This is a genomic window from Planosporangium mesophilum (assembly GCF_016863255.1).
Lineage (GTDB): Bacteria > Actinomycetota > Actinomycetes > Mycobacteriales > Micromonosporaceae > Planosporangium > Planosporangium mesophilum.
In genome coordinates, this window is sequence record NZ_BOON01000022.1 from 1 (window position 1) to 16,157 (window position 16,157).

At 70.2% G+C, this 16,157-nt stretch carries 21 protein-coding genes; 8 read left to right on the forward strand and 13 right to left on the reverse strand.

What is annotated here, in order from left to right; all coding sequences use genetic code 11:
* Window positions 1–61: 61 nt before the first annotated feature.
* The gene (locus tag Pme01_RS12170) at window positions 62–880 is read right to left on the reverse strand and encodes a hypothetical protein (RefSeq protein ID WP_168115596.1); all 819 of its coding nucleotides are present in this window, start codon (window positions 878–880) and stop codon (window positions 62–64) included.
* 72 nt (window positions 881–952) lie between these two features.
* Entirely contained in the window at window positions 953–1,555 is a 603-nt protein-coding gene (locus Pme01_RS12175; RefSeq protein ID WP_168115595.1) for an HdeD family acid-resistance protein, read from the reverse strand.
* Window positions 1,556–1,749: 194 nt separating this feature from the next.
* On the opposite strand from Pme01_RS12175, the gene Pme01_RS12180 reads away from it, so the two are divergent.
* Window positions 1,750–2,136, forward strand: a complete 387-nt coding sequence (locus tag Pme01_RS12180) for an SHOCT domain-containing protein (RefSeq protein WP_168115594.1) — start codon at window positions 1,750–1,752, stop codon at window positions 2,134–2,136.
* Window positions 2,137–2,416: 280 nt separating this feature from the next.
* Window positions 2,417–3,541 carry an AI-2E family transporter gene (locus Pme01_RS12185; protein ID WP_239088192.1) on the forward strand — a complete coding sequence of 375 codons (1,125 nt, stop codon included), beginning with the start codon at window positions 2,417–2,419 and terminating at the stop codon, window positions 3,539–3,541.
* On the opposite strand, the gene Pme01_RS12190 is transcribed toward Pme01_RS12185, so the two are convergent.
* The 5 genes from Pme01_RS12190 to Pme01_RS12205 all read right to left on the reverse strand — a co-directional run bounded on the left by Pme01_RS12190 (window position 3,542) and on the right by Pme01_RS12205 (window position 7,272).
* Complete coding sequence (locus Pme01_RS12190) at window positions 3,542–5,590, reverse strand: amylo-alpha-1,6-glucosidase (protein WP_168115592.1); 2,049 nt, start codon at window positions 5,588–5,590, stop codon at window positions 3,542–3,544.
* A complete protein-coding gene (locus Pme01_RS12195) occupies window positions 5,583–5,960 on the reverse strand; it encodes an SCP2 sterol-binding domain-containing protein (RefSeq protein ID WP_168115591.1) in 378 nt (125 codons plus the stop codon). Before Pme01_RS12195 ends, Pme01_RS12190 begins: the two co-directional genes overlap by 8 nt.
* A gap of 76 nt (window positions 5,961–6,036) precedes the next feature.
* Window positions 6,037–6,672 (reverse strand): GAP family protein, encoded by a 636-nt coding sequence (locus Pme01_RS12200; RefSeq protein WP_239088185.1) that lies wholly within the window; start codon window positions 6,670–6,672, stop codon window positions 6,037–6,039.
* Window positions 6,669–6,803 (reverse strand): hypothetical protein, encoded by a 135-nt coding sequence (locus tag Pme01_RS31455; protein WP_275408519.1) that lies wholly within the window; start codon window positions 6,801–6,803, stop codon window positions 6,669–6,671. Before Pme01_RS31455 ends, Pme01_RS12200 begins: the two co-directional genes overlap by 4 nt.
* Window positions 6,804–6,879: 76 nt before the next feature.
* A complete protein-coding gene (locus Pme01_RS12205) occupies window positions 6,880–7,272 on the reverse strand; it encodes a winged helix-turn-helix transcriptional regulator (RefSeq protein ID WP_168115589.1) in 393 nt (130 codons plus the stop codon).
* A 108-nt stretch (window positions 7,273–7,380) separates the two neighbouring features.
* Between Pme01_RS12205 and Pme01_RS12210 the strand changes: the two genes are divergently transcribed.
* Complete coding sequence (locus tag Pme01_RS12210; RefSeq protein ID WP_168115588.1) at window positions 7,381–8,229, forward strand: SDR family oxidoreductase; 849 nt, start codon at window positions 7,381–7,383, stop codon at window positions 8,227–8,229.
* 66 nt (window positions 8,230–8,295) lie between these two features.
* Here the strand turns inward: Pme01_RS12210 and Pme01_RS12215 are convergent, their stop codons facing one another.
* Genes Pme01_RS12215 through Pme01_RS12230 form a run of 4 tightly spaced genes read right to left on the reverse strand, consistent with a single transcriptional unit; the run spans window position 8,296 to window position 11,945 of the window.
* Entirely contained in the window at window positions 8,296–9,186 is an 891-nt protein-coding gene (locus Pme01_RS12215) for an amidohydrolase family protein (RefSeq protein WP_168115587.1), read from the reverse strand.
* 11 nt (window positions 9,187–9,197) lie between these two features.
* Window positions 9,198–10,001, reverse strand: a complete 804-nt coding sequence (locus tag Pme01_RS12220; RefSeq protein WP_168115586.1) for an SDR family NAD(P)-dependent oxidoreductase — start codon at window positions 9,999–10,001, stop codon at window positions 9,198–9,200.
* The gene (locus Pme01_RS12225) at window positions 9,998–10,573 is read right to left on the reverse strand and encodes a carboxymuconolactone decarboxylase family protein (RefSeq protein ID WP_168115585.1); all 576 of its coding nucleotides are present in this window, start codon (window positions 10,571–10,573) and stop codon (window positions 9,998–10,000) included. The genes Pme01_RS12220 and Pme01_RS12225 overlap by 4 nt, the downstream gene beginning before the upstream one ends.
* A 46-nt stretch (window positions 10,574–10,619) precedes the next feature.
* Window positions 10,620–11,945 carry a cation:dicarboxylate symporter family transporter gene (locus tag Pme01_RS12230; RefSeq protein WP_168115584.1) on the reverse strand — a complete coding sequence of 442 codons (1,326 nt, stop codon included), beginning with the start codon at window positions 11,943–11,945 and terminating at the stop codon, window positions 10,620–10,622.
* A gap of 129 nt (window positions 11,946–12,074) precedes the next feature.
* Here Pme01_RS12230 and Pme01_RS12235 point away from each other — a divergent pair, with 129 nt between their 5' ends.
* The 5 genes from Pme01_RS12235 (at window position 12,075) to Pme01_RS12255 (ending at window position 15,484) form a co-directional block, all read left to right on the forward strand.
* Window positions 12,075–12,710, forward strand: a complete 636-nt coding sequence (locus Pme01_RS12235; protein WP_168115583.1) for a hypothetical protein — start codon at window positions 12,075–12,077, stop codon at window positions 12,708–12,710.
* A 120-nt stretch (window positions 12,711–12,830) separates the two neighbouring features.
* Complete coding sequence (locus Pme01_RS12240) at window positions 12,831–13,616, forward strand: IclR family transcriptional regulator domain-containing protein (protein WP_168115582.1); 786 nt, start codon at window positions 12,831–12,833, stop codon at window positions 13,614–13,616.
* Entirely contained in the window at window positions 13,613–14,590 is a 978-nt protein-coding gene (locus tag Pme01_RS12245) for a D-2-hydroxyacid dehydrogenase family protein (RefSeq protein WP_168115581.1), read from the forward strand. The genes Pme01_RS12240 and Pme01_RS12245 overlap by 4 nt, the downstream gene beginning before the upstream one ends.
* Window positions 14,591–14,670: 80 nt before the next feature.
* A complete protein-coding gene (locus tag Pme01_RS12250) occupies window positions 14,671–15,138 on the forward strand; it encodes a mycothiol transferase (protein ID WP_168115580.1) in 468 nt (155 codons plus the stop codon).
* 34 nt (window positions 15,139–15,172) lie between these two features.
* Complete coding sequence (locus Pme01_RS12255; RefSeq protein WP_168115579.1) at window positions 15,173–15,484, forward strand: hypothetical protein; 312 nt, start codon at window positions 15,173–15,175, stop codon at window positions 15,482–15,484.
* Between the two features lie 40 nt (window positions 15,485–15,524).
* Here the strand turns inward: Pme01_RS12255 and Pme01_RS12260 are convergent, their stop codons facing one another.
* Together Pme01_RS12260 and Pme01_RS12265 are read right to left on the reverse strand one after the other, a co-directional pair.
* Window positions 15,525–15,725, reverse strand: coding sequence for a hypothetical protein (locus Pme01_RS12260; RefSeq protein ID WP_168115578.1), 201 nt, complete (start codon window positions 15,723–15,725; stop codon window positions 15,525–15,527).
* Window positions 15,722–16,120 carry a GatB/YqeY domain-containing protein gene (locus Pme01_RS12265; RefSeq protein ID WP_168115577.1) on the reverse strand — a complete coding sequence of 133 codons (399 nt, stop codon included), beginning with the start codon at window positions 16,118–16,120 and terminating at the stop codon, window positions 15,722–15,724. Before Pme01_RS12265 ends, Pme01_RS12260 begins: the two co-directional genes overlap by 4 nt.
* Window positions 16,121–16,157: the final 37 nt, after the last annotated feature.

The window sequence follows — 16,157 nt, forward strand, 5'->3', positions numbered from 1 at the left end:
TTCTCGGCCACCGTCCGGGTAGGTGGCGAATGTTCAGGCGGTGCAGCCCGTGAACGGCGGGTCAGCCGCGGTCCGGGTCGGTGAGGAACGCGATCAGCCGCCGCTGGCGGCGGCTGGCCAGGCGAGGCCCGTACCAGTGCCCGAGCGGCCATGCGGCCACGGCGACGGCGGCGGCCAGCAGCAGGCCCGAGCCGAAGCGGGCGTCGCTGATGCGGCTGCCCCGGGCTCCGGGGGTGGCGGTCCCCCAGAGCAGCAGGCCCGGCATGGTCAGCACCACCGCAAGCAGCGGCACCAGACTGATCGGGATCAGCCGGAGGATCATCCACCGTACGAGCATTCGCCACCAGCGGCGCCGCCGCGCCCACCGGTACCGGAGTGGCAGCACGTGGAACGGGAACCACACCCCGACCCAGCTGGCGAATCCGAGGGCACCCAGGGGCACCGTCGCGATCCACAGTACGGTCAGTGCGGCCGCGACCAGCTCGTGCGAGTAGACGCCGACCGCGATGGCGGTCACGGCGCACAGGGGAGTGGCCAGGAGCCACAACACGATGTTCCTCGCATACCACAGGCGCCGTAGGGCGGCCGGGTCGTCGAGGGCTGCGATGCTGCGCGCCGGGTCGTCGCCGAGCACGTTGGTCGTCAGCACGTCGGAGTAGATCCAGAGACTCATGACCATCGCGAACGCGACCGGCCCGTGGAACCGGAACAGCCAGTTGACCACGCCGGTCGGCAGCAGCGTCCAACACGCCGTCACCAGCAGACCGCTGGACAGCACGACGCCGGGGATCTCGTACGGCCGGCGCAGTGCCCGGCGCAGCTCCTCCCGTACCGCCTGAGGCAGGGTCGCGGGCAGCGAAACAGGTTTCCCAGCGCTCACCGCCACTCCCACCGGCATTGCGCCCACTGTCGCCGGTGATGTCCAGTATCGCCCGGTCACCTGCCGCGATCGCTATGGTGCCGCCGCGAGCCGGCGCAGCTGGAACGCGAAGGCGGCCTCGCCGATACCGATGATGACTCCGCTGATCCCCGTCATGATCACGATCGTGGTGAGGGACAGGCCCGGCCAGAACAGGAACACGAATCCGATCGCGATCGAGACAATGGCGAGGATGATCAGCCATGCTCTGGCCGCGGTGGGGGCTTGCAAGGCGATCGTGAGCTCGGCCACGCCGCTGAGGATCCAGGCGAAAGCGATGATGAAGGCGAGGACGAGGACGCCCTTCGCGACATTCCGCAGGCATGCCACGCCGCCGACCACGAAGATGATGCCGATGGCGGCCGACAGCACCTGCCGCCCGATCGCCCGGCCAGACAGGAACGCACCGACGATGCGCGCGGCGCCCACGACCAGCAGCCAGATTCCGACCAGGACGCCGATGGTGCGCAGTGTCGCCGCCGGCCAGGTCAGGACGGCGACCCCGAACAGCAGGGTCGCGAGGCCGAGCACCAGGACCTGCCAGAACGGCACGGCGGGTTGCTCCTCGGTGACCGGGGGCCCCGCGTTTCCCTGGGCCGCCGCGGCCCCGTCGCGGTGCAGAGGATGCTTGGTCATCGTCCACTCTCCTGGGCCGTATCTGGCCGGGTGGCACTACCCGCGGGCCGGAAGACCCAACATGCCGGTGAGGTGGAGCGGGACAGCGCGATCTCTCACCCTTCGCGGGGGAGGCGGGTCACCCCCGGAACGGCCACAATTACAAATGGGTCATAGGGCCCGTACAGGGCGCCTCGGTCAAGGAGGGCGATCAAATGTCGGCTTATCCGCTGTTGAACGTGTTCTTGACGATGCTCTGGTTCTTTCTGTGGGTCCTCTGGATCTTTCTGGTGTGCTCGGTCATCTTCGACATCTTCCGCAGTCGTGATCTCGGTGGGTGGGCGAAGGCCGGCTGGACGATCTTCGTGATCGTGCTGCCGCTCCTGGGAGTGCTCAGCTATCTGGTCGCGCGAGGCGACAAGATGTACGCCCGGCAGGCCCGCGACGTGCAGGCCCGCGACGAGCAGGCCCGCGCTTTCATCAAGGACGCGGCAGGCGCCGGAACCGCCGACGAGCTGGCGAAGCTCGTCGAGCTGAAGCAGCGTGGAGCCATCAGCGAGGCCGAGTTCGAGCGGGGAAAGACGAAGGTTCTCGCCGCCTGACCCGCATCGGGCCGGATCCGTCTGTTCTGCGGAGAACTCGATGCGCGAAGCGTGTCGCGGTCACTCCACTGACGCGGCAACCAGCGACGTACCGCCGGCGGACGGACACCGGCGGTACGCCCGGGTGGGTACTTACGTGTCCTCACGCCGGCGGGCACGGACATGACACCTGTGCCTTCCCACGCCGCTGCCCCTTCTCCACGCCGCTGCGGCGCTCTGGCGCCCGTCCGGCGCCGTACTGACATGTCCGAGCGAGTCTGGGAGTCCGCTGGTGACGAGGATGCTGATCCACCCCGGTCACACACAACCACGACGGTCGGACCGGCTACGGGCCGCGGGCTCGGTGGCCTGGTCGCTCATCGGGGTGGCGCTGCTGGTCGTCGCGGCGATGCTCGTGCTCATGGTGCTCCGGCCGATCGTGCTGCCGCTGCTGGTCGCGCTGTTCCTGGCGATCGCGTTTCTGCCGGTCGTCGACGCCCTTGCCCGGCGCCGCGTGCCCCGGGTGATCGGTGCCGCCGCCGCCCTGCTCATCGTGGTCCTGCTGGGTGCCGGCGCGACCCTGCTCGTCGTCTGGGGGATAGCGAGCCAGCAGTTTCAGGTCAGCCAGGACCTGAGCGACGCCGTCGGCGGGCTGCACGGCATCCTCGCCTCGAAGGGAGTAGACGGCAACGTCGCCGAGGCGGCCCAGCAGTCCGTACGCCACGTGGCCGGCACCCTCGTCGCCGGCCTGCTGCCCGCAGTGGGCAACCTGCTCGGTGCCACCGTCAACGTCGTACTCGGCATGTTCGTCGCGCTGTTCGTCTGCTTCTTCCTGCTCAGAGACGGTCATGCCCTCGCGGCCCACGTCGCCGGGTGGATCCCGCTGCCCGCGCCCCTGGGCCGGAGCCTGCTCTCCCAGTCGGCCACCGCGATCCGGCGCTACCTGCTCGGGCTGACCCTGTTGGGCGTCTTCAACGCCGTCCTCGTCGCGGCCGGCGCCCTGATCCTGCATGTCCCACTCGTGGGCGCGATCGCGGTGACCACCCTTCTCGGCACGTACGTGCCGTACGTCGGCGCCGCGGTCGCGGGCGCCTTTGCGGTGCTGATAGCGCTGGGCGCCGGCGGGCAGTCGACCGCCCTGTGGATGACGCTGGTCGTCTTCCTCGCCAACGGCCTGCTCCAGAACCTCGTGACCCCGATCGCCTACGGCGCCACGCTGCACATCAGCCCGCTCGTCGTCCTGCTCGCCACGGTGCTGGGCGGTGCGCTGGCGGGAGTGGTCGGGCTCGCGCTCGCCACCCCGGTGGCCGCGGTCGTGGCCCGCGGCATCGACCTGCTGAGGGAGTCGCGCCGGGTGGCGGTCACGGGGGACGGGCCACCACCGGCCGACTCCCGTCCGGCCGCGCCATCGGGCTCGCAGGAGTGATCAGCCCGCTTGTGGAGTTCTCGCTCTGCCGTACGCGTCGGTGCGCCCCCAGCGCCCCGGAATGTCGAGCAGGGCCAGGTACGGGATTGTCGCGGGTACGGTCGGCGCCACGGCAAGGCTCTCGTCCTTGGGTTCCAAGCCCAGCATGGTCCGGATCAGCAGCAGCGGGGCGCCGGTCGACCAGGCCTGCGGACTGCACGCGGTCGGGTACTGCACCGGGTACTTGGTGCGCTCCCGCTCGTACCCGCCGAACGCCTCCGGCAGTCGGCCCTCGAAGAACGTCGCGGCGTCCAGGATGCCGGCGGCGATGCGCGCGGCTTCGTCGCGGTAGCCGTAGCGCCGAAGTCCCCAGGCGATGAACGAACAGTCGAACGGCCAGACCGTGCCCACGTGGTAGCCGATCGGGTTGTACCGCCCCTCGCCCTGGGCGAGCGTGCGGACTCCCCAGCCGGAGAACAGCCGCGGGCCGAGCAGGTGCGCGACCACCGCGTCGGCCTTCTCCTCGTCGACGATTCCGCTCCACAGCAGGTGGCCGATGTTCGACGACAGCGCGTCGACCTGGCGGCCGTCGGCGTCGAGCGCCAGCGCGAAGTACTCCCCGTCGGCCACCCAGAAGTCGGAGTTGAACCGGCGCTTCAGGTCGGCCGCATCACGTTCCAGCTTGTCGGCGAGCGTCGGATCGCCCCAGAATTTCCGGGCCAGGCGGGCGCCGCGCAGCTTCGCGTCGTAGGCGTAGCCCTGCAGTTCGCACGTGGCGCGGGGGAAGCCGGGAATCCGCCCGTCATGGTAGGAGATCGAGTCCCACGAGTCCTTCCAGCACTGGTTCTCCAGGCCCGTCTCCTCATTGCGCCGCTGGTAGGAGATGTAGCCGTTGCCCATCAGGTCCGCGTACTCGTCGATCCAGCGCAGCGCCGCCCGCGCCTCGAACTCCAGGTCGCGCACCAGGTCGGCGTCGCCGGTCCAGCGTTCGTACTCGTCGAGCAGCACCACGAACAGCGGCGTGGCGTCGGCGGTGCCGAAGTACGGCGAGTGCGGCCGCTCGTTGAAGGCGATCGTCTCGCTGTACCGGATCTCGTGCAGGATTCGGCCGGGGTCTTCGTCGCGGAAGTCGTCCACCCGGCTGCCCTGACGTGAGCCGAGTTCCTTCAGCGTCGTCGCCGCGAGCTCCGGTGTGAACGGCAGCGTCTGCAGGCTGGTCAAGATGCTGTCGCGGCCGAACATGGTCATGAACCAGGGAAGGCCGGCCGCCGGAAGGCTGCGACCGGAGGAAGTCAGCGGGGTGAAGCGAAGCGCGGCAAGATCGACGAGGCTGCGCCGGTAGGTCCGGATCACGTCCATCGAGCCGCACTCCAGCTGCGGCGCGTCGCGTAGCCACGCCTCCACGTTCTCCCGCCGTTCGGCGGCGGACGACTTCGGGTCACCGTCCTCGCGCAGCTGAAGGGCCCGTCCCCGGAAAGCGATCAACTTTGGTACGACCTGCAGTTCGGTCGCCCATTCCTGGTCGGGCTCGAGGTGCACGGTGAAAGTCAATCCCCGCTCGTCGAGCTGGGCGGGGGCACTGGCGGAGATGACCGTCTCCCGGCGGTACGTCTCGCGCTCGTAACTCAGCGTCAGCCGCTGGTCCTCGACCTTGGCGTGGCAGACGCCCTTCTTCGGTATCGCGTCCTTGACCTCGAAGATGCCGGCGAAATCGCAGGCCGCCTCCAGGCGGATGGTGAGGTCGACCGGGCACTCGTCGTGGTTGATGACCGCGAGGTTCTCCCAGAAGCCCAGCGACACCCAGCGGTGACGGATCACCGAGAGCTTGGCGTCGACATAGACGGTGCCCGTGCCGGGCACCAGGAAGAAGCGTGACTCGTAGTACTGCAGGTCGTCGACGGACAGCGGATTGAGCCGCTCGCCGTCGACGGTCAACACCCACGTCGACAGGAAACGCGTGTCGTACGAGAAGAATCCGGTCGGATCGGTGAGCGACGCCTCGATGTCGCCGCGCCCGTCGCTGATGATGAACGTGTTTCCACTCAGGATCCGCACCTGGTCATCACTCATCGCTGCCACCAATCCCGGCGGTCGCCCGCCGTTGCCCCAAGCCCTGCGGCCCCGGCAGGAGCCGCTCGATCAGCACGACCAACTCAAGGTCGCCGTCGGCGGCCAGCACGCCCCGCAACAGCGCCGACAGCACGTAGTCGTCACCGACCGCGATCCGGTCGAACAGCTCCCGGTCCGCACGCAGATAGCAGTCGGCCTCGGTCATGTCCCGGGAAACCGAGACGTCGCCATCCGAGATGGACAGCAGCCAGTGCTCGCTGCACGCGCCCTGCATCAGATCGAAGCGGATCGTCCCGTTCGCTCTCTTGAGCAGCGGTATGTGCGTGCGCTGGACGAGGTCGTCGAAGAACTCCTCGGTGGGACTTGTCATGGCAACAAGCTGACCTGGTCAGGTTATGTCCGGCATCACCCGAGGAGGAGGAAAAGCAGTCCCACCCGTGGGAGCGTCATCCGGTGACGATGCTCGACACGGTCATGGCCGCGAAGTACAGGATCACCGCCTCGCTGACGATCCACGAGTGCGTGTTCGTCCAGTCGCGGATCCTGGACTGTACGGCGAGCGCCCGGTCGCCCAGCAGGAGCAGCATGAGCAGCGGCAGTGCGACCAGCAGCAGCGTGAGCAGGATGAACGGGGCGGAATGCCACAGCGGACGAGCCTGTGCGGCGAGCGTGCCGGCGACCGTGAACATCGTGGCGATGTCGGTCGGCATCAGCAGGAACAGGAGGAAACCGAGCCCGAACGCGAACCCCGGGGACGCCGTCTGCAACGTGCCCATCCAGCGCGGCGGATCGGTGCGGGTCCGGCGCCCGTACACGAGAACCGCCAGGATGGCGAGTAGGGCGAGGACCACCCAGTCGACGACCCGCCTCGCACCACCGCCGCCCCCGGAGGCTGAGTCGATCACGAGTCGCGCCAGCCAGTACGCGACCGAAAGGCCGATCACGACGGCGAGGGCGACTCCGGAGAGGAACGCCGACGAGGCCGGCTTCGGGTTCTTGCCGGTCGCCAGGAGGAGGGCGCTCACCAGCTGTGGCCCGGCGACCATCACCACGGCCATCGGTAGGAGCGTCAGGAGACTCACGTCACCGTCCATTGGACTCCAGGTAAACCGGCGGCGAGCCGCTCCTCGGCGGCCTGAGGCGCCGTGTCGCGCCCGGCCGGGTCGCCACCGACCGCCGCCGTCGCGTCGCAGCGCACAGGATGGTTGGTCATGTGGCTCGGCACTACCCGCCGGACCGGACGGCGAACATGCCGAGGGAGGCGGCTGACCTGCCGGGCCGCCCGAGGGTCAGGCGGCCGAGCCGCGGCGCTCCTGCTGGGCGTCGTAGCGGGACCGGGCGGCGAGTACGTCGCCGAGGTGGGTGGTCGCCCACGCTTCGAGCCCGGCGACCAGGTCGAGCACGCTGCGGCCGAGGTCGGTCAGGTCGTAGTCGACCCTCGGGGGCACCGTGGCGTGCACGGTACGCGTCACCAGCCCGTCGCGTTCCAGTCCGCGCAGCGTCTGGGTGAGCATCTTCTGGCTCACCCCTTCGATGCGCTGCGCGAGTTCGCTGTACCGCTTCAGCCCGTCGGCGAGCATGAGGACGACGAGGACGCTCCACCGGTCGCCGATCCGGTCGAGGACCTGCCGGCTTCCACAATTCTTGGCGTACGGACTAGGTTCCACCTGTTTACTCTCCATCAGAAAGTAACAAACTTCAAGGTGCCTACTCTCCAACGGGAAGTAGATCGGACGGGTTCCCGTTGCTGCCAGACGCAAGCTCGTTCAACAGACCGTGAGGGAGTTCCCATGTCCATCGTCGTCACCGGCGCGACCGGTCACCTCGGCCGTCTCATCGTGGAGTCGCTGCTGCGCCGCGGCGTCCCGGCCGACCAGATCGTGGCGCTCGGCCGGGACGTGGCCAAGATCGACGACCTCGCCGCGCGCGGCGTGGTGGTGAAGCGCGCCGACTACAACGACGTCGAGTCGCTGCGGGCGGCGTTCGCCGGCGCCGACAAGCTGGCGTTCGTCTCCGGCAGCGAGGCCGGGCAGCGGGTGCCGCAGCACCGCAACGTCGTCGCCGCGGCCAAGGACGCCGGCGTCGGGCTGGTCGCCTACACCAGCATCGCCAACGCCGACACCTCGAGCCTGCTGCTGGCCGTCGAGCACAAGGCCACCGAGCAGGAGATCATCGCCTCCGGCCTGCCGTACGTGTTCCTGCGCAACAGCTGGTACATCGAGAACTACACCCCGCAGCTGCCGACCTACCTGGAGCACGGCATCGTCGGCGCGGCCGGCGACGGCAAGGTCAGCGCCGCCACCCGCGCCGACTACGCCGAGGCCACCGCGGCCGTTCTCACCACCGACGGCCACGCCGGCAAGGTGTACGAGCTGGGCGGCGCGCCGTTCACCATGGCCGACCTGGCCGCCGAGGTGTCCCGGCAGAGCGGTAAGCAGGTCGGCTACACCGACCTGCCGGTGGAGAAGTACACCGAGGTGCTGGTGAGCCTCGGTCTGCCGGAGCAGTTCGCCGCCGTCCTCGCCGACGGCGACCGCGGCCTCGCCAAGGGCGAGCTGTACGTGGCGGGCGACGACCTCGAGAAGCTCATCGGCCGGGCGCCGACGTCCCTCGCCGACGCCATCCGCGCCGCGCTCTGATCTCCATCGCCCGTGCCCTCTCCAGCTCGGGGAGGGCGCGGGCGGGAGGGCGCGGGCCGGACCGGCTCAGAAGCCGAACAGTCCGGCCGGGTTGGTGACCATCAGCTTGTGCCGGCGGTCCTCGTCCGGTGCGATCTCGGCGATCAGGTCCACGAGTACGCCGTCGTCCGGTGCCGCACCCCTGATGTTCGGGTGGGGGAAGTCCGTACCCCAGACGACCCGGTCGGGCGCGTGCGCCGCGAGCAGCCGGGCGAGCGCCACGGCGTCCGCGTACGGCGCCCCGGGCTCGGCCGACAGCTGAGCCGACAGCCGGTCGGCGCCGCTCAGCTTGACCCACACGCCGCCGGTGTCGAGCAGTCCGAGCAGCGATGCGACGTGCTCGCCGTCGAGCCCGTCACGGAGGTCGACGCGGGCCATGTGGTCGATGACGACCGGCGCGTCGATCGACCTGATGAAGTCGGCGTGGTCGGTGATCCCCGTGCCGGCGACATGCACGGACACGTGCCATCCGTACGGTCCGACGAGGCGGAGGATGGCGTCCATGGTCTCGCGCGACGGCGCGCCCCCGAGATGCGGCAGGAAGTTCAGGCGTACGCCGCACACGCCGGTCGCGTCCAGCCGGGCGATCTCGTCGGGGTGGGTCGCGGGCGTCACCAGGGCGACCCCCCGGTAGCGCCCGTCGGACGTCTCCAGAGCGTCGAGCAGAGCCGAGTGGTCCGTACCGTGGCAGGCGGACTGCACGATGAGCGCCCGGTCGAGGCCGAGGAAGTCGTGCAACCGCCGCAGCCGCTGGCGGGGGACGTCCACCGGCGTGAAGGTGCGGTCGGGGGCGAACGGGAAGAGCTCCGCCGGGCCGAAGACGTGGCAGTGCGAGTCACAGCTCAGCGCCGGCAGCGTGACGTCCGGCCGCTTCGGGCTGTCGACGGGCGGCGGGCAGTTGGGGCTTGTCTCGTTCATGCGGTTCCCTTTCAGTCGCACCGGGCGGTCATGCCGCCGTCGACCACGATCTCCGTACCGGTGACGAACCGGGCCTCGTCGGAGGCGAGGAAGAGCGCGGCATAGGCGGTGTCCCGGCCGTCGCCGGCGAAGCCCAGCGGAATGCGGGCCAGACGCTGCTCCAGCAGAGCCGTCACATCCCCGCCGGCCCGCTGATGCGCGAGCCGGGCCTCGACCATCGGGGTGTGCAACTGTCCGGGCACCACGGTGTTCACGCGGATCCCGTCGGGGGCGTACTGCACCGCGACCACGCGGGAGAGCTGGATGACCGCGGCCTTGGCGGCGGCGTAGCCCACCTGCGCGGAGCCGGTCCAGCGCAGGCCCGAGGTCGAGGCGATGTTGACGATCGCCCCGGACCGCTGCTCCTGCATCACCGGGAGGACGTGCCGGCAGGTGAGGTACGCGGTGGTGAGGTTGACGTCCAGCTGGGCCGCCCAGGCCTCCTCGGTGAGTTGGGTCGGGCCGCCGGGACGCGAACCACCGACGTTGTTGACGAGCACGTCGACGTGCCCGAGGTCGCGCCGGGCCTCCTCGACCAGCGCGGCGACCGAGTCGCTGTCCGTCACGTCGCAGACGTGGGGCTGGACCCGGCCACCCTCGCCCCGGATCGCCTCGACCGTCGGGGCGAGGGCGCCCGCGTCACGGTCCACCGCCACGACGGTCGCGCCCTCCCGGGCGAAGATGACGGCGATCGCGCGACCGTTCCCCCAACCGGGGCCGACGCTGCCGGCCCCGGTGACGATGGCGATCTTGCCCGCGAGCCGGCCCCCGCTCATGCCCGTACCTCCGCCGCCGGTGCCCCCGCCGCCGGTGCCGTTGTTTCCCGGTCGGCGGGCGTGAGCCGCATGGCGACGAGGAACCGCGAGACCAGGTTGTAGGCGCCCACGGTCGCCGTCAGCTCCAGGATCTGTCGCTGGTCGAAGTGCTCGCCCAAGGCGTCGAAGACCGGGTCGGGAACCTCCACGTCGCGGGTCATGGAGTCGGCGTACGCGGCGGCCGCCCGCTGTGCGGGGGAGAGGACGCCTGAGTCGCCGCCGTCCCGCAGTGCAGCCGACCGCAGGACCGCCAGGTGCTCGTCGCCCAGCCCGCCGCGGCGCGCCAACGGCTCGTGGGCCGCCCACTCGTACTCCGCGCCGTTGATCACGGCGACCCGCAGGATCACGAGTTCTCTGATGTCGTCGGGCAGGGTCGACTCGGTACGGATCGCGCCGAGGAGCGTGTTCCAGCCGTCGGCCACCGGCGGGCTGTGCAGCAACAGCCGGTCGAGCGGGGTCAGGGTGCCACCCCGCCGCGCTCGCATCCGGTCGGCGGTCTCGCTGTCATCTGCTGCGTAGGGCAGCCGGGGCATGTCTCTCTCCTGCTGAATCGGTGAACGGGGCTACTGGGGCGGGCCGCTATGCCGCGGCGCCGACCGGGGCCTTCTCGGGGAGCGCCACCGTGGCCTCGCCGTTCAGTTCGGCGCGGGCGTGGGGCACGTCCAGGACGCCTTCCCAGCGGCTGACCACGAGGCTGCCGAGGATCTGGCCACCGAGGCTGACCAGACCGCGCATGGTCGACAGGAACCGGTCGATGCCGAGGATGAGCATGATCCCCACGACCGGGACCGCCCCGGTGGTCGACAGGGTCGCGGCCAGGATGATGAAGCCGGATCCGGCGACGCCGGCGCTGCCCTTCGACGTGATGAGGAAGACGGCGAGCAGCCCGATCTGCTGCCACAGCGAGAGGTCCACGCCGAACGCCTGCGCGATGAACAGGGACGCGAAACCGAGGTACAGGCAGACGCCGTCGCCGTTGAAGGCGTACCCGGAGGGGACGACCAGGCTGACGATGGGCTTGGGGCAGCCCAGCCGCTCGAGCTTCTCGATCAGCCGGGGCATGACGGCCTCGTAGTTCGCCGTACCCAGCGTGATGAGGAGTTCGTCCTTGAAGTACGCGTACAGCTTGAGGATGCGCAGGCCGCAGAGGCGGGCGACGGCGCCGAAGACGATCAGCATGAAGAGGATCCCCACCGCCCAGAACAGCCCGATGAAGGCGCCCAGGCTCGACAGCGTCCTGCCGCCGAATTTGCCGACCGCGTACGCCATGGCGCCGAAGGCGCCGATCGGCGAGAAGTACATGACCATCTTCACGATGCCGAAGAAGACCTCGCCGACGCGCTCGACCGCCCCGATGATCGGCGCGCCGCGTTCGCCGAGGAGCTTCACGGCGATCGCGAACAGGACGGCCACGAACAGCACCTGCAGCACGTTGCCCTCGACGAAGGCGCTGACGACGGTCTTGGGGACGATGTTGACCAGGAAGTCGTACCAGTGTTCGTTGCCCGCGGCGCTGACGTAGCCCTTCGCGCTGCCGGTCAGGTGCAGATCGGACGGGTGGGCGTGGATCCCTCGGCCGGGGCCGACGAGGTCCATCGCCACCAGCCCGACGATCAGGGCGAGCGTGGTGACCACCTCGAAGTAGACCAGCGCCTTGATCCCGATCCGGCCGACGCTCGTCAGGTGCCCGGCGGAGGCGATACCGGTGACGATCGTGCAGAAGACCACCGGGCCGATGAGCATGCGGATCATTGCGATGAACGTGTCGCCGAGCGGTTGCAGCGACTCACCCGTCTTCGGGAAGGCGAGGCCCACCGCCGTTCCCAGCGCGATCGCCACGAGCACCGTGATGTACAGCCGGGAGGTGAATGCCTGCCTGGCCACACGGGCGGCCGCAGATGCCATGAGCTACCATCCTTGTGTTCGTCCTACGTACATTAGTTCGTCCGTCGCACATAGTGACATGGAACGCACCACGGCTGTCAAGAGCCGATCGGCGTACCCCTCAGGCGGTACGGACTGTGGAGGTGGGAAATGGCAGAGGGTTTGCTCCTCGTCCTGTCGGAGCAAGGCTCCGTCCCGGACGCGGAGTTCCACGACTGGTACGACGGCGAGCACGGCCCGGCCCGCATGGCGCTGAGCGGCATCCACACCGGGAGGCGGTTCCGCGCCACGGACGGGCAGACACCGACCTGGATGGCCGCGTACGACATCGATCTCGACGTCCTGGCCACCCCGGCCTACCGGGCGCTGCGTGACCGGCGGAGCCCGCGGGAGCAGGGCGTCATCGACCGGCTCGCGGTCCTGGACCGGCGAGTCTACGAACTGATCGACGAGCACGGTACGGCCGGGGGAGCGCCGCCGGTCGTCGTGTGCACCTCCATGTCGGTGCCCGCAGAGCGGGAGCCCGACCTGCACTCGTGGTACCTCGAAGAGCACATCCCGCTGCTGCACGCGATCCCCGGCTGGCTGCGCACGCGCCGGTACCGACTGGTCGAGGGGGACGCCCCGAGGTTCCTGGCGCTCCACGAACTGGCCGACCCCGCGCCGATGGCGACCGCCGCGTACCGCCACGCCACCAGTACGCCCAGGCGCGAAGAGCTGATCCGGTCGGTCACGGCGCGCGAGCGCCGCGTCTTCGCCTTCCACCGTGATTTCGGCGCAGCGTGACGTCGACGCAGCGTGATGTCGGCGCGCCGACCCCGGCCGTACTCGACCACGGTCGGCGGACCGGATAATGGCGTGAGCCCGGGGCGCCTCGGGCCGGAGCAGGCGGAGAAAGCGGGGGCGATGTCGCGAGAGGATCCGGACGTCATCGATTCGGTGGAGAAGGCATTCCGGCTTCTCCAGGCGTTCTCGGCGGAGCATCCCACGGTTACGGTCAGCGAGGCGGCCCAGCTCACGGGGCTCACCCGGGCCACCGCGCGCCGGATCCTGCTCACGTTCGTCCGGCTCGGCTTCGCCGAGGCCGTCGGGCGTGAGTTCCGGCTCACTCCGCACGTCCTGCGGCTCGGGTACGGGTACCTGAACTCGCAGCCGGTGGCAGAGCGGGCCCAGCCGCACATGCGGGCCCTCGCCGACAAGGTGCTGGAGTCGTGCTCGATGGCGACCCTCGACGAGGGCGAGATCGTCTATCTGGCTCGCGTACCGGCCGCCCGCAGCATGTCGATCACGCTGAGCGTCGGGTCCCGGCTGCCCGCGTACCCGACGTCGATGGGGCGGGTCCTGCTCGCGGCGCTCCCGCCGGAGCAGCTCCAGGCCTACCTCGACGGCTCCGAACTGCGAAAGCTCACCCCCCACACGATCGACGACGCCGACGCCCTGCGCGTGGAACTCGACCAGGTGCGGCAGCAGGGGTACGCGGTGGTCGACGGCGAGCGCGAGGAGGGGGTACGGTCGGCCGCCGCTCCGGTCCGCGACGCCTCGGGCGCCGTCATCGCGGCGATCAACGTGTCGGCGAACGCGGCGAGGGTGTCGTTGCGGAGCCTCCGCGAGGAGGTCGTCCCGCACGTGGTGGCGACCGCCGACGCCATCTCGCGGGACATCGGCTTCGGCGGTACCCGGGTGGTGTCATGACCGACAAGCCGGCGCGCGTCGCGGTTCTCGACGACTACCAGGGGGTGGCGCTGGACAGCGCCGACTGGTCGCCGCTGGCCGGTTCGGCCGACGTGACCGTGTTCCGGGAACACCTGCCGACCGAGGACGAGGTCGTCGAGGCGCTCCAGGAGTACCCCGTGGTGGTCGCGATGCGGGAGCGCACGCCGTTCCCACGCTCCACTCTGGAGCGGCTGCCGCGGCTGCGGTTGCTCGTGACGACGGGGGCCCGCAACGCCGCCATCGATCTCGAGGCGTGCCCGGAGCTGGGTATCACCGTGTGTGGTACCGGCGGGTCCGGCCTGGCGACCGCCGAGCTCACGTGGGCGCTGCTGCTGGCCTGCGCCCGGCGGCTCGACGTCGAGCTCGCGAACGTCCGCGCCGGTGGCTGGATGACGACCCTCGGTACTGAGCTTCGGGGCCGCACGCTCGGCGTACTCGGCCTGGGCCGGCTCGGCACGCAGGTCGCGCGGGTGGCCCAGGCGTTCGGCATGCGGGTCCTCGCCTGGAGCCAGCACCTCACCGACGTGCGCTGCCGAGAGGCGGGCGCCGAACGTGCCGCGTCCCTCGACCAGCTGCTCGCCGAGGCCGACTTCGTCACGATCCACCTCGTACTGTCCGAGCGCACCCGCGGGCTGATCGGGGCGGATCAGCTGCGGCGGATGAAGCCCACCGCCTGGCTGGTCAACACCAGCCGCGGTCCGATCTGCGACGAGGCGGCCCTGGAGCGCGCCTGTGCCGAGCGGTGGATCGCCGGCGCGGCCCTCGACGTCTTCGCCGACGAGCCGCTGCCGCCCGACCACCCGCTCCGTCGCCTGGACAACGTCCTGGCCACCCCGCACATCGGGTACGTCACGCAGGACACGTACCGGATCTGGTTCGAGCACGCCGTCGAGGACATCGCCGCCTTCCTCGCCGGAGAGCCGGTACGCGTACTCGCCGGCCCGTCGCGCTGAGGCATCAGTGGCAGATGTGGTACCGGCAGCCCCCGGCATCCGTGGTGGCGATGAGCCGGTGCGTCGGCCAGACTGGCGCAATGATCTCGGTCGAGGACTACCTGTTCTATGTCGACGAGGCGCTCGACGGAATGGTCGCCATCGTGACCGAACTCGGCGACGACCTGGCGAACCGGCGGCCCGCCCTGCCGGGCGCCAACTCTCCCTACGCGGTGCTCACCCACTGCCTCGGCGTGATGGAGTACTGGGCCGGCCAGGTGGTCGCGGGGCGCCGGATCACGCGCGACCGGGACGCCGAGTTCCGCGCCGCCGGTACGGTGGCGGACCTGGTGGATCGCACCCGCCGCGCCCGGCAGCAGCTTGAGATGGACCTGGCGGAGCTCGAACCGTTCGCCGCGCCGAGGGGAGCCCCGTCGGAGGATCTCGGCGCGTTGACGAGGACCCAGGGCGGGGCGCTGATCCACGTGTACGAGGAGCTGGCTCAGCACCGGGGCCAGCTGGAGGTTACCCGCGACGTGCTGCTCGGGCCGTGGGTGAAGCTCGCCTGACCCGCCGGATGATCAGCCGTGGTCCAATGTCGACATGGACATACTGTGGATCTTGGCGCAGGTGTTGTTGCCGGTACTGGCACTGGCGGTGTTGTTGCCGTTGCTGACACACCGGCGACCGGACCCGCAGCAGGCTCGGCAACTGGCCTCGATCGAACGCCAGCTTCAACTCATCATGGACCACCTGGACATCGCCGAGCCGCCGCCGACCTTTCCCGAGGTGGTGCGGCACCTGGAGGCCGGCAACAAGATCCGGGCCATCAAGTGTTACCGGGACGCCACCGGCGCCGACCTCAAGGGCGCCAAGGACGCGGTCGAGGAGATCGCCAGCCAGCGGGGTTTGTGAGTCGCGGAGCCTGTGCCCAGCGGCGCGAGTGCGCCACCCGTCAGTTTCCCAGCGCCGCGGCGACCGCGGCGGCGTTCTTCTCCCACCAGGCTTCCGCGCGCGGCATCCGGTCCTTGACCCCCTCGTCCCAGAGCCGCCGGAACACCGGGTCGGTCGCTGCCGCGGCCCGGGCGCCGGCGTGGCTGTCGCGTGCGCGCCTCACCGCGTACGGGACGAACTCGGCTCGCTGTTGCGCGGTCATCCCGTAGGCGTCGGCGAAGACCGCGACCCGGGCGGGATCTCAATGTGGAGGTGTCCCGACAGTACGGCCGCTTCGGCTCGTAGCCGCTCGGCGTGCTCCGGCCGACCGGCCCGGTCGTAGTCGCGCGCGGCGGCCTCACGCTCGGCCACCTCGGTGCGCACGATCTCTTCCACCTCTGCCTGCGTCAGCACCCGGCGCGGGGTCTCGGCCGCGCCGACGCCCACCGGGGTCTGCTCGATCGCCAGCCCCCGGACCGCGGGTGCCGCCACCGCTTCGGCGTTGTCGATCGCCGCCAGTGCCGAGCGCAGCGCCGCTACGGCGACGCGGTCGCGCGCCTTCATCGCGGCCGGCAGCGCCGCCCGTAACCGATCCCGCAGCGGTACCTCGATCGACATGGCCGTGACCTTAGCGGCCACTCTCCATGATCCTTAA